Here is a 13,737-nt window from a genome sequence, read left to right on the forward strand (position 1 = left end):
GCCAAAAAACCATTAACGAGAGAGGTTCACGCGATTCGTTCAGCCGTTAATTGAACAGAAAGAATCAGGGTTCCTCATGGTATGGGCGCGAATCTGTTGTGGTCATGCCATGACGCGTTGCATGCCAGATTAGCTTATTAATAAAAGAGGATCGCGCGTATGGAACAATCAACACTTGATCTAAATGCCCCGGCACGTCCTGTTGCTGATTTTGATACACAATACGGGATCTTTGCCTCTTTGGACGACGCCGTCTCTGCCGCAACACTGGCACAAAAACGGTTGGATAACGTCATCGTGCGACAAAACGTTATTGCAGCCATCCGCCAGGCTGGCGAACGCTATGCACAAGTTCTGGCAGAAATGGCCGTGGAAGAAACGGGCATGGGACGTGTAGCGGATAAATATGCCAAAAATGTCTCGCAAGCACGCAGTACACCGGGGACTGAGAGTCTGTCTGCGAAAGTGGTGACCGGAGATAACGGCCTCACGCTGATTGAAAATGCGCCGTGGGGCGTAGTGGCATCCGTCACGCCGTCAACCAATCCGGCCGCCACCGTGATCAATAACGCGATCAGTATGATTGCCGCAGGCAACAGCATCGTTTTTGCTCCACATCCTTCGGCAAAGAAAGTATCGCTCTACACGATCAGTCTGTTGAATAAAGCGATTGTTGCCGTAGGCGGACCAGAGAACCTATTAGTAACCGTGGCCGATCCCAATATTGAAACCGCACAGCGGTTGTTCCGGCATCCGGGTATCAGCCTGCTGGTTGTTACCGGAGGCGAAGCCGTCGTGGAGGCCGCCCGCAAACATACGGACAAACGTCTGATTGCCGCCGGCGCGGGAAATCCGCCGGTCGTTGTCGATGAGACGGCAAATATCGAGCGTGCCGCGCGTGATATTGTTCGCGGCGCTTCTTTTGATAACAACATTATCTGTGTCGATGAGAAAGTGGCAATCGTGGTCAACAGTGTCGCCGATGAATTATTGTCGGAAATGCAATACCACCAGGCGATATTACTTACTCGTCAACAAATCGAGCAACTTCAGTCATTGCTGCTCACCGACATTGATGAACATGGCAGAGGTCGTCCACACCGCGACTGGGTAGGACGCGACGCCGCCAAAATTGCGGCAGCCATCGGCTTGAATGTCAGCGAACACACTCGTTTGTTACTGGCGGAAACGGATGCAAATCACCCGTTTGCCGTAACCGAAATGATGATGCCTGTGCTGCCCATTGTTCGTGTACGGGATGTAGAGGAAGCCATCGAGCTTGCCATCCATCTGGAAGGCGGACGCCGTCATACCGCGGCAATGCATTCGACAAATATTAATAATCTGCACAAGATGGCAAATGCGATCAACACCAGCATCTTTGTGAAAAATGGCCCCTGTATCGCAGGGTTAGGGCTGGGCGGCGAAGGTTGTACGTCCATGACCATTTCAACGCCGACGGGTGAAGGCGTGACATCAGCACGTACTTTTGTACGAATTCGACGCTGTGTCATGGTAGATATGTTCAGAATCGTTTAATTTTTTATCGGTACTACAGCTATCGCCGTTAATAACATGCAGGAGCGCTTTATAACGGCGATGGTTATGCAAACACACAGGGTATAACGATCTGACGTCAGGCTTTTTCTGGGAGGAAAATGCACATGAGAACCGAGAACCTCACTCCATTACATCAGCTTGATGTCAGGGTTACACCTCCAGAAAACTTATTACCTTCTAAAGGGCAGAATCAGTACATACATCAGCATTCCACACAGGATGCCTACACCCAGTCCTGCACCATTACAGCCTGGCAACAGCTTTACGATCAGGTTTCACCCGGCCATTTCCGTGGCGAGCTTCAGGAATTACTGCTGGATGGTATTCAGCTTTGTCACGAGTACACGAACCTCGCACTACGCCAATCCTGCATGGTATGGCCCGGTTCATTCTGGTTTGGCGTCCCTTCTACGCAGGAAAGTATGGGGTTTATTGATGCACAACCGCTGGATGAATACAGCATTGCCGTGAGTCCCGGCGGCAAAGAGTTTGAATTAAGCACACCCGATGAATTTTCCATTTTAGGCGTTGTTATCTCTCATGACGTGCTCAATCAGTATATTGGCGCACTCAACGATCCAGAATGGCTGACTCGGCGGTTGAATCAGGGCGCAACGCTGCAAATGGAACACGACAAAAAGGCCACACTGTGTTCATTTATCCGTCAGGCTCTGTGGTATAGCTGTCATTTCCCACACGTGATGAAAACACGTAATGCAGAAAAAGTACTGAAGCATAACCTGCTGACCACGCTGATCTCTTTTCTGGAAAACGTTCAGCCTTCTTCTGAACACGCGCAAACTCACCATCATCGCAAATTGATTTCTTTTGTACGGGAGTATGTGTTGAGCCAGACATCAGAACCGGTCACCGTGCTCGACCTCTGCCGCCAGTTACACGTTAGCCGCCGAACATTACAGAACGCCTTCCACAGCGTGATAGGCATCAGCCCAAATGCGTGGCTAAAAATCATCCGTCTCAACGCGGTTCGTCGCGAACTCATCAGTCCGATATCGCCGCATCGCACGGTTCAGGATGCGGCGATGCAATGGGGATTCTGGCATCTAAGTCAGTTCGCCAGAGATTATCAAAAGCTCTTTAACGAGAAACCGTCATTGACGCTCCGACGGCGTTTACAGCACTAGCCACTTATCTTTTACCCATGTAACGAGTCTTCCTGTGACGCCCATCCGGCATCACTGACCCAGACTCACCTTAATTTTGAGTCATCGCCAACGCACGGCACGTTTCGCCGTCAGCTTATTTACACATTAAAAAAGAACAGGAGTCAGTTATGAAAGCAGTAGTAGCCGCTAAAGGTGGAAAAGCTGAAATTATTGAAAAAGCATTACGCGAGCCCGGCCACGGCGAAGCGCTGCTCGTCATGGAATACTGCGGCGTCTGTCATACGGATCTACACGTCAAGAATGGTGATTATGGCGATAAAACCGGGGTCGTTCTCGGCCATGAAGGCATTGGTATCGTCAAAGCAATTGGGCCTGGCGTCACCTCACTAAAACCGGGCGATCGTGCCAGCGTAGCCTGGTTCTATCAAGGGTGTGGGCACTGCGAGTACTGCGTCGGCGGTAATGAAACACTCTGTCGTGGCGTCAAAAATGCTGGCTACACCGTAGACGGCGGCATGGCTGAGGAATGTATTGTCGTTGCAGATTATGCGGTCAAAGTTCCCGATGGGCTGGATCCGGCGGCAGCCAGCAGTATTACCTGCGCTGGCGTAACAACCTACAAAGCAGTCAAGGTTTCCACCATTAAGCCCGGACAGTGGATTGCGATTTATGGACTCGGCGGGTTGGGGAACCTGGCACTGCAATACGCAAAAAATGTCTTTAACGCCAACGTTATCGCAGTGGATGTCAACGATGCTCAACTGGCCTTTGCAAAAGAGATGGGCGCCGATTTAGTCATCAATCCCGCGAAAGAAAACGCGGCAGAAATCATTCAGGAAAAAGTGGGCGGCGCGCATGCTGCCGTCGTCACCGCCGTCGCGCGTGCGGCGTTTAATTCAGCGATTGATGCGGTACGAGCCGGAGCTCGAGTCGTTGCCATTGGCCTGCCCCCCGAAAGTATGGATCTGTACATTCCGCGTCTGGTGTTAGATGGCATTCAGGTCATCGGTTCACTGGTTGGTACGCGTCAGGACTTACTGGAAGCATTCCAGTTTGCTCAGGAAGGGAAAGTCATCCCTAAAGTGACGCTACGCCCGATGACCGACGTCAACGCTATCTTTGAAGAAATGGAGCAGGGGAAAATTAAAGGCCGGATGGTGATTGATTTACGTAGCAGCAGTCTGGCTTCACTACATCACGCATAGCCCTCCTCAACATCATTCACGCTCAGGGCTGAACGTTGGTGAGTTCCACCACGCACAGGCAACGTGAAGAATGACGAGTCTATATCGCCAGGGAAAATAAGAAGGATAAGACATGTCTCGTACCATTATGCTCATTCCTACTGGCGCAGGCAAAACGGCCAGACCTGATCATTGATGGCCCGATGCTGCAAGGGATGAGCAAACCAGTGAACGACCTTTCACGCGGTGCGCTGGTTGACGACATCGTCTATACCGTTGCACTCACCGCGATTCAGGGCGCACAGAACCCCCATTAAGCCCCAGAATGTAAAAACCGGGCGATGCCCGGTTTTTGTTTTTACCCTTCGTGCAGCCCGCATTCGCGTTTCAGGCCAAAGAAGCGTGTTTCTTCTTCGGCCATACCCGGTTCCCATTTTCGGGTGGTGTGCGTATCACCAACTGACAGATAGCCCTGCTCCCACAGAGGATGGTAACTCAAGCCATTTTCTTTCAGGTATTGATACACCGTCCGGTTATCCCAATCGATAATCGGCAGGAATTTGAAGACACCGCGCTGAATCGCCAACACGGGTAATTCACCCCGGCTGCCGGACTGCTCGCGGCGCAGGCCAGCAAACCAGGTTTTCGCTTTTAGCTCACTCAGCGCACGGTTCATCGGCTCGACTTTATTCAGCAGGTTATAGCATTCGATGCCTTCCACGCCCTGCTCCCACAGCTTACCGTAGCGCGCCTCTTGCCAGGCCGGAGACTCCGTTGCGCGATACACTTGCAGATTCAGCGTTAACTGCTCTGTCAGCGCATCAATAAACTGATAGGTTTCAGGAAACAGATAGCCCGTATCCGTGAGGATAACCGGAATATCCGGCCGCTGTTGCGTCACCAGATGCAGCGATACCGCCGCCTGAATGCCGAAGCTGGACGACAAAACATAGTCGCCCGGCAGATTCTCCAGCGCCCAGCTCACTCTTTCCTGCGCAGACAGCGATTCAAGCTGACTGTTCACCGTAGCCAACTCAGCTGTCTGTTCCGCTTTCGGTAACGCGTTGAGCGCCTCAAGATTAAATTCGGCCATCAGACTCTCCTGTCAGTCATAAAAATCGCGAGCGGGATCCAGCACCGGTTTAATGATGTTGGTACGAATCACGAAATCACCGAAGCCTTCATTCGGCTGGCGATCTTGCGCCCACAGCCCGATAAGCCGATCGATTTCCGCGAGGATCTCGGTTTCATTAATATTTTCGCGATACATACGGGGAATGCGTGTCCCCTCGCGATTCCCGCCAAGGTGCACGTTATAACGCCCCATCGCTTTACCCACCAGGCCGATTTCTGCCAGCATCGCACGGCCGCAGCCGTTCGGGCAGCCCGTCACACGCAGAACGATATGTTCATCGCCCACGCCGTGCTGCTGCATGATGCCTTCCACTTTCGTGACGAACTCCGGCAGGAAACGCTCGGCTTCCGCCATTGCCAGTGGACAGGTCGGGAATGACACACAGGCCATCGAATTCTTACGCTGCTCGCTGACGCCGTCATCAATCAGGCCGTGCTCACGTGCCAGCGCATCAATTTTCGCTTTGCTACGCGCAGGAACGCCCGCGATGATCAAATTCTGGTTCGCCGTTAACCGGAAATCCCCTTTGTGGATCTTGGCAATTTCCGCCAGACCGGTTTTCAGCGGACGCCCCGGATAATCCAGAACACGACCGTTTTCGATAAACAGCGTCAGATGCCATTTATTGTCGATGCCTTTTACCCAGCCAATGCGATCGCCACGTCCAGTGAATTCATAAGGGCGCACCGCTTCAAATTTCACACCGGCACGCGCTTCCACTTCCTGCTTGAAGTTGTCTACGCCCACACGCTCCAGCGTGTATTTGGTTTTCGCGTTTTTACGGTTGGTCCGGTTACCCCAATCGCGCTGCGTGGTCACCACCGCTTCCGCGATGGCCAGCGTATGCTCAATGGAAATGTAGCCCAGTTCACTGGCGGTACGCGGATAGGTTTCTTTATCGCCGTGCGCAATAGAAAGCCCACCGCCCACCAGCACGTTGAAGCCCACCAGACGGCCGTTATCGGCAATTGCAACGAAGTTGAGATCGTTCGCATGCAGATCGATATCATTCTGCGGCGGGATCACGACCGTGGTTTTGAACTTACGCGGCAGATACGTTGAACCTAAAATCGGCTCTTCATCCGTCGTTGCCACTTTTTCCTGATCCATCCAGATCTCAGCATAGGCGCGCGTGCGCGGCAGCAGATGCTCAGAAATCTTTTTCGCCCACTCATACGCCTGCTGATGCAGTTCGGACTCGATCGGGTTAGACGTACACAGCACGTTGCGGTTCATATCATTCGCCGTCGCCAGCGCATCCAGCCCGATGCTATTCAGCATCTGGTGTACCGGTTTCACGTTCGATTTGAGAATGCCGTGATACTGGAACGTCTGACGGTTCGTGATACGAATGCTGCCGTAGATCGTATTTTCAGTCGCAAATTTGTCGATCCGCAGCCACTGCTCTGGCGTCATCACGCCACCGGGCAGACGGCAGCGCAGCAGCATCGCATGGCGCGGCTCCAGCTTCTGCTCGGCACGTTCGGCGCGAATATCGCGGTCATCCTGCTGATACATACCGTGGAAACGGATCAGCAGAAAGTTATCGCCCTTAAAGCCACCGGTCAGACCATCGTTCAGGTCTTCAGCAATCGTGCCGCGCAGAAAGTTACTTTCTGTCTTCATGCGCTCTGCGTCAGCGAGTTTCCCTTCTACCACTAAGGGGCCGGGGTGTTTTTCACTGAAAACGTATTTTTCACTCATTAGTACACATCTCGCTGATAACGGCGCTCAAGGCGCAGATCGCTTAAAAACTCATCGGCCTGTTCACTGTCCATGCCGCCATGCTCAACTATCACATCCAGCAGTGCTCGCTCGACGTCTTTTGCCATACGATTGGCATCACCACACACGTACAAGTGTGCACCGTCCTGAATCCAGCGCCAGATTTCCGCGCCTTTTTCTCGCAGTTTGTCCTGCACATAGACCTTGTTCGCCTGATCGCGTGACCAAGCCAGGTCGATGTTGGTCAGCAGGCCATCTTTGACGTAGCGCTGCCATTCAACCTGATACAGAAAATCTTCCGTAAAGTGCGGGTTACCAAAGAACAGCCAGTTTTTCCCTTCTGCTCCTTCGGCATCACGCTGCTGCATAAACGCACGGAACGGCGCAATGCCGGTGCCCGGCCCAATCATGATGACCGGTGCGTCGGAATTCGCAGGCAGACGGAAGTTATCGTTATGTTCGATGAAGACGCGGATTTCGTCGTCTTCGCTCAGCCTGTCGGCCAGATAGCTGGATGCGCCACCGGCACGCACGCGGCCTTCGTATTCGTAGCGCACCACGCCAACGGTGATGTGCACTTCACTTTCGGCTTCCGCCTGCGAGGAGGCAATAGAGTAAAGACGCGGCGTCAGCGGACGCAGCAGACCCAGCAGTTGCTCCGCCGTCAGTTCAGTCGGCGCTTGTCGCACCATATCAACCAGCGGCGTCCGCTGTGCGAACTGTTGAAGCGCAGGCTTATCGGCCAACAGCGACAGCAGCGTTTCATTACGCGACAGTGCTGCGTATTTTTCGACAATCGGTGCCGTGTTCTGCGTCAGCTCAAAGTGGCTTTTCAACGCCTGCGATAGTGGCAGCGTCTTGCCGTCAACGCTGACAGACTCATCGCCTTTCAGCCACAGTAGTTCCAGCAATTCCTGAACCAGCGCGGGATCGTTATCGAACCACACACCCAACGCATCTCCCGGCTGGTAACGCAAACCAGAATCGCCCAGATCGATCTCGATATGGCGAACATCCTTTTCGGAGTTACGCCCGGTCACTTTCTGATTGACGGCAAACGTGGCATGCAGCGGTGAAGTTTTGCTGTACGGGCTGCTGGTAATTTCATCCAGTGCGCCCTGAGCGGCAATCTGCGCGACGGCGTCCCCCTGAACTGGCACCCGCGCCTGTAAAATGTCCACCAGTTGGCGTCGCCACTGTTCGGCAAGCCCCTGATAATCGACATCGGCATCAACGCGATCCAGCAGGCGTTCCGCACCTAGCTCAGCCAGACGGCTATCGAAATCCTTACCCGCCTTGCTGAAGAATTCGTAAGAAGTATCGCCCAGACCAAACACGGCAAACGCGGTGTCTTTCATCTCTGGGGCTTTTTTGGACAGCAGGAACTTGTGCAGCGCGACGGCTTCTTCCGGCGGCTCCCCTTCCCCCTGCGTCGAGGCCACGATCAGCAGCAGCTTTTCCTGCCCGATTTGCTTGAATTTGTAATCACCCGCATTGACCAGATTGACGGACAGCTTGGCTGCCAGCAGATCGTCACGCAGCTGTTCCGCCACCCGACGTGCATTGCCGGTCTGTGAGGCGGAAATCAGCGTAATCGTTTGTACCGACACCGTGACTGCGGATGCTGTCGTTGCCGTGGCAGCGATCGCCCCCGGCTGCACATTCCCTGGCTGCTGAACTAAACCCCAGAAATAGCCGGATAGCCAGGCTAGCTGCGTCGATGAGAAATCACCGGTTGCCGCCTGTAAACGCGTTAATTGCTCCACACTCAACGGAAGCAATGAAGTGGGGGAAACCGGAGTAGTCATTGTGATTTCTGTTTCCTTGTGCCTGTGCTGTTAGCCAACGACGCTAATACAAAAACATGCAATAAAAAGATGGATGGAGGATAAGGGTAACGATCTGCATCTTAACAATTAAAGAAATGATGGAAATATTAAATAACCAAAATGACTAAATGGTTTTTCTGATAGTCCTTATTGCTTAAAGTGTTATGCCTGATAGCACATGCGCTTCATGCCTGTTGCGAGAGAAATATCGGTAGGATGTGATAAGGAATAAGGGCTGCCATGCAGCCCTCTATGCAGACGGTACTCGCTAAATTTTCAGGACCTTCATGCCGAAATCGTCAGGATGAACGATATTTTCGAGCTTACCGACCTGCTGCAAGTCGCCATTAGAAACGACACTGCTGATATTGGTATCCGGAAAACGCAGGTTTTTGATGAGATGCACCATGATAGGCTTACCCTTTTTATCAATATCCATCACCCACCCGAGGAAGCCTCCCGAATATTTCGCCAGACTGCCGATGGGGTAGAGGCCATAAATCTGCACGTATTTGACCAGCACGGCCTTATCATAGGCCGCGTTAGCCTCATAGATTTTGCGATAGACAGCCAATGGCGTGCGGGGAGAAACACCATTACGCGCATGCCTGAGCTTATTAATCGCCTTAATCACAGAGACCAATCGGACTAACGTCGATAATTGATCGGCGCGTTTGCCTTGCGGATAGCCGCTGCCGTCCAAACGCTCGTTAGCATTCTCAATCACATCGCGACAGGTAGGGGTCATCACCCAGCCTAGTTCACGTAACTTCGCGCACAGCTCCGCCACATGACCACTAAGGATCGCTTTTTGCGCCGGATTCATATTGACCTTGAGCGACGGCAGACGGGCGTTAACCAGCAGCGGCTTGCCCATCGTGTGGAGTAACGCGCCTAACACCGCCTCACGCACATGGGGATCGTGTGGATCGGCAATTAACAGCATGTCGGCCAATCTGCCAGCAACCTGCACCGCATGCCTGACCCAATCAGCCTCATCGCGTAGGAACGACAGCGCATACAGAAAAGCCTTTCGATCTTTTTTGACCATATACAGCAAGGTATCGACACAGTCATAAAAAATCTCAACGGGCAGTTGATTGCGTGTTTTGATGTACATCAGCCCAATCTGAAGCCGATGGGCAACCTCCATGACGCCGCGTTCCATCGGCGTCTGACGGGTACGTTTCTCCCGCTCCTGGCTTTCTCGCAGCAACAGATTTTTCTCCTTAGTGCCCGGAATGAACAACGGAGACGAATACACCATGCTGCCAGTCATGCCGGTTCGGTATGCGGCCTCTCTTTCCGACTCGTTTGTGTAGTGAAGCAAGGCCTCAGACTGGGATGAGGACAAGTTGATAAATTGGATACCGACGGCCGCATAGCCATTATTCCCAAAGGGGCGTATATGGCGAATTTTCCCCTCGGCATAAAAGCTTTCTCCGTTAGGGAATTCAAGCGTAATACCGGGGATATCCTGACCTACTTCAATCGCAATACTCTCAACCAGATCGATTTCGACCATACATCCACCGGTCGATAAATTACGCAGGGTTCCGGGCACATTAAGCGTGTGTAGATAAACTTCAATGCGAGCACGAGCCTGCATGCCAAGAATAAAGGGAATACGAATCGCGCCCCTGTTTTCAGTGACAAAAACAGATTCTGGCAAGCAACACTCCAGACGATAAAACATACTGTCCGTTTTGAATAACTGGGTTGGAATATTACAAAGACTGTAGGTTTCTCGTTCGATGTTATCCGTGCCTTTAAGCGCCTCTAGATCGAAATTCAAACCACCATCGGCAAGATATCTGTCGATATCCGAGCCAGAATATTCCACGTCCAACACGATACGGCTTTTATCCAGATTCAGTTCTACGACGTCTGCCTTCAATGCATATAACATATCTTTGGCATAGATAGACATCACATAGGTATGTTTCAGCAATGTGCTAATCACTTTAGCGGGCGGAGGAGAAAAATGTTCCACTATAATATCTACCTATTAACGCGATGGTGATATACCCAAAAACCCCAAAAGGATTTCTCTTTTTTAAGAAAAATGAATTCTTACGTGGGATTAACGGCTTTAGAAAATGCCTATTCTGACTGAGTAAAATATCAATCAGGATAAATTCCTTATTGCTTCTCACCCCGATATCATTACGAAACGACGATCTTAACATCGTTTATCATCCTAACAAGGATGACATGAACTCACAACGGTCGCACACACGGATCAAATAGATTTTAATTTAATCAAATTGAATGTAAATACCGATTAAAACAAAAATAACGACACTTAACACCAATAAATCACACATAAATGGAATTAAAACCCAACAACCACATAGATTTAAACGATCATTAGTTTTTATTCAATAGTCAAAAGCTATCAAATGGAAATTAATGATCGTTTAAAACAATTTCCAAATATTCCAAATTACTGTGTAGAATCCAAACGAGCAATGTTACGGAATTGCTATTTCTATGGAGAGGGTGAGTAATCAGTAAAATGAATACAACAACATTGAATATCGATGGAAAAATTCTTAGGCTGACCGCAGAGTTTCAGCCTATTATCCATCTCCCTCAAAATAAAATATTCCGCTATGAAGCCCTCGCCAGGTTTTATAACTCAGAAGGCGTTTTAACATCGACTCAGCAGACCATAGATAAAATTGAGGAGTGTAAAGCAATCGATAAAGTGACAGACTTTATGTTTGATGTGGTCTGTCAGGTAATAAAAAACAAAAGTAGCATGACAATATCATTCAACCTGTCGCATTTACTTTTTAATAACGTCCTCTATCTGGAAAGCTTATATCAAAAATGCTTAATGCATAATGTTAGCCCGCAGAATATAGAAATAGAGATCAGTGAAAAAACCACCCGACAACAGCTTATTGATGGAATACCTTTTTTAAACCAGGCAAAAAAATATGGTTTTATGATTTCATTAGATGACTTCGGCGCAGGAAATCTACAGATAGACAGCCTCAGTTTGTTTGACTTCGATACCATAAAAATCGATCGTTCCATTATCGATGGCATCGGTAAAGAAGAGACAAAATCACAAAAGCTAAAAGCCTTATTGAATAAACTCATTCCTCTTGGGGTCAATATCATCTGTGAGGGCGTTGAGAAAGCGACCGATTTGAATCGATTAAACAAATACCATCCTATTGGTATTCAAGGATATATCTTCTATCGTCCGTTAACATTCAGCCAATTAAGGCTACTGGAAGGTTTTTAGCTGGCGCCCTTAACATCGGCAGCCCTGCCCATAGCAGGTTAACGCATCATAATCTGTCCGTCATACCCACAACCACAATAACTCCCTCGCCAACAACGCCTTAGACGATCGACATTAGCGAACAGGCTCACATTTCTGGCGTTCGCTTCAGGAATTTATCCTTTGCGATAGCACATCAATGCGATACTCACGCCAGTGGCAACGGGAGAAAAACGATGTGGCAACGACGCGCGCTGGAACTCAATACGCAGGATATTTGGCACTGGCAGCAGGTCATCTCGGTCGTCGATTACGCCCGTGAGCACGGCTTTACTACGCTGGTGCTGGGCGCAGCGGATTTGCTGGACAAACTGGTGACGCCGGAAGCCTACAATAACGCGCGTTTTGACGATCGCATCAGCAGCCAGCAGCGTTCACGCTGTGTTTATCTGAATCAGGTCGCGGCGCACTGCCGTGAACAGGGGCTGGCGCTGTATCTGCAATGCAAAGAGCTGTCGTTTCCCACAGATCTACTACTTCATCACCCGGAATTGCTGGACGACACACATAGCCTCCGTATGGATACCGATTTTTGGTGCGACTACCTTGCCGCCAAAGTCGAACTGCTGATGCAGCAAATTCCACGTCTGAGCGGCCTGCTGCTGGCGATCTCCAACAGTGATAGCCTGCTGCGCTTTTCCGCCCCTTCCGGCGATGCGATCAACGGCGTCGTTCCCGTTACCACGCACTGGCCGACCAACGCCGACAGCGAGCAGATCTATCACCGCTTATTCTCCGCCGTCGCACGCGTGATGCACTATCACCAGCGCCATCTGGTATTGCGTGCGTTTCCCGCCAGCCATCAGGATATCGGTAATGTCCTGAACGCCATTCGCACGCTGCCGGAATCCGTCTCTGTCGCCATCAAAGTCACGCCGGAACGCTTCTGGCCTGAGTTTCCCAATAATCCGGCGCTGCTGGACATCAACGGGCGTGAAGTCTGGGTTGAGCTTGATCTGGCAGGCGAAGAGGTCGGCTGGGGCAATCTCCCCTTCCTGCGCTACACCGAAGTTCAAGGAAGACTGTTGTGGTGCCGGGAGAAAAATCCCGCGATTGTCAGCGCCCTGTGCCGCATCAGTTGGGAAGGCGTAGATAATCACAGCGTGATCGGCACGCTCAGCGAATTTACGCTGTTTGCCTGTTCCCGACTGTTGACTAACCAGACCGCAGCGGCAAACGAAAGCACGCTGTTTGCACAGTGGTTAATGACGCGCTACCAATGGCAGCCGGACGATACCGTGCTGCATGCGATGCTCGCCTTGTTGGATCAGGCTCATCAGGCCATTTCCCTATCGCTGTATGCGCGCCACCACGTTTTCCACCGTCACAGCCTGCTGCCGACCAGCTTTGGTCAGGCGATCTGGAGCCTGTACGGCCAGCTCAACCGTAACCACTGGCTGCCGGGTTCCGGTCAGGATATTACGTTCGATCCGCAGCATGCGGAGCTGGCTTCGCAGAATCTCTATCACATTGCGAAAGAGAAAGATGCCGCCTGGCAGTTGGCGGAACAGTGCCAGCAGGCCGCACTGCAATTCTCCCGCGAACACACGATGCCAGAAGCGCTTAGCGTGCGCTGGCAGCAGGAATGGCGCGGTCTGACGCTGTATTGCCGCGCCTTTGTTCACGCGCAGAAAGCCTTCTTTACGCTGCACTACTGCAAACAGGTGGAGAACAACTGGACGTTGCGGGAAATCGCCAAAACCAATATTCAGGCGCTGTACGGGATTGGGCATGAGATGGAGGATTTCTGCCTGCAACACCGGGATTATCCGGTGAGCCTGCATGTGATGTTTGATGCCGGGCGTCCACGCGCGTTAGCCGATAGCCTGCAACAGCAGTTGGCTGAACTCACGTAACGCACCGGCACCCTACCTTAATC

General features: G+C 51.3%; 9 protein-coding genes and 1 pseudogene. 6 read left to right on the forward strand and 4 right to left on the reverse strand.

Annotation, left to right across the window (positions count from 1 at the left end; translation table 11 throughout):
* Positions 1-159: 159 nt before the first annotated feature.
* From EIP93_RS17800 to EIP93_RS17815, 4 genes and pseudogenes are all read left to right on the forward strand, one after another.
* Complete coding sequence (locus tag EIP93_RS17800) at positions 160-1,539, forward strand: aldehyde dehydrogenase family protein (protein WP_119880162.1); 1,380 nt, start codon at positions 160-162, stop codon at positions 1,537-1,539.
* A 125-nt stretch (positions 1,540-1,664) separates the two neighbouring features.
* A complete protein-coding gene (eutR, locus tag EIP93_RS17805) occupies positions 1,665-2,705 on the forward strand; it encodes an HTH-type transcriptional regulator EutR (protein WP_119880161.1) in 1,041 nt (346 codons plus the stop codon).
* 149 nt (positions 2,706-2,854) lie between these two features.
* On the forward strand, positions 2,855-3,892 hold the full coding sequence (gene adhP, locus EIP93_RS17810) for an alcohol dehydrogenase AdhP (protein WP_125233057.1): 1,038 nt from the start codon (positions 2,855-2,857) through the stop codon (positions 3,890-3,892).
* A 158-nt stretch (positions 3,893-4,050) separates the two neighbouring features.
* Positions 4,051-4,188 (forward strand): annotated as a pseudogene (locus tag EIP93_RS17815) (phosphate acyltransferase); the annotation flags it as partial.
* Positions 4,189-4,229: 41 nt separating this feature from the next.
* Here the strand turns inward: EIP93_RS17815 and EIP93_RS17820 are convergent.
* The 4 genes from EIP93_RS17820 to EIP93_RS17835 all read right to left on the reverse strand — a co-directional run bounded on the left by EIP93_RS17820 (position 4,230) and on the right by EIP93_RS17835 (position 10,553).
* On the reverse strand, positions 4,230-4,964 hold the full coding sequence (locus EIP93_RS17820; RefSeq protein ID WP_125233058.1) for a phosphoadenylyl-sulfate reductase: 735 nt from the start codon (positions 4,962-4,964) through the stop codon (positions 4,230-4,232).
* 12 nt (positions 4,965-4,976) lie between these two features.
* Positions 4,977-6,710, reverse strand: coding sequence for an assimilatory sulfite reductase (NADPH) hemoprotein subunit (gene cysI, locus EIP93_RS17825; protein ID WP_039494689.1), 1,734 nt, complete (start codon positions 6,708-6,710; stop codon positions 4,977-4,979).
* Positions 6,710-8,539, reverse strand: a complete 1,830-nt coding sequence (cysJ, locus tag EIP93_RS17830; protein ID WP_125233059.1) for an NADPH-dependent assimilatory sulfite reductase flavoprotein subunit — start codon at positions 8,537-8,539, stop codon at positions 6,710-6,712. The genes cysI and cysJ overlap by 1 nt, the downstream gene beginning before the upstream one ends.
* 289 nt (positions 8,540-8,828) lie before the next feature.
* Positions 8,829-10,553, reverse strand: a complete 1,725-nt coding sequence (locus tag EIP93_RS17835; protein ID WP_103972391.1) for a PilZ domain-containing protein — start codon at positions 10,551-10,553, stop codon at positions 8,829-8,831.
* A 525-nt stretch (positions 10,554-11,078) separates the two neighbouring features.
* On the opposite strand from EIP93_RS17835, the gene EIP93_RS17840 reads away from it, so the two are divergent.
* Positions 11,079-11,819 carry an EAL domain-containing protein gene (locus tag EIP93_RS17840; protein WP_109225232.1) on the forward strand — a complete coding sequence of 247 codons (741 nt, stop codon included), beginning with the start codon at positions 11,079-11,081 and terminating at the stop codon, positions 11,817-11,819.
* Positions 11,820-12,034: 215 nt separating this feature from the next.
* On the forward strand, positions 12,035-13,714 hold the full coding sequence (locus EIP93_RS17845; RefSeq protein ID WP_103861722.1) for a hypothetical protein: 1,680 nt from the start codon (positions 12,035-12,037) through the stop codon (positions 13,712-13,714).
* The last annotated feature ends 23 nt before the right edge of the window (positions 13,715-13,737 follow it).

The organism is Pectobacterium versatile (assembly GCF_003932035.1).
Taxonomy (GTDB): domain Bacteria; phylum Pseudomonadota; class Gammaproteobacteria; order Enterobacterales; family Enterobacteriaceae; genus Pectobacterium; species Pectobacterium versatile.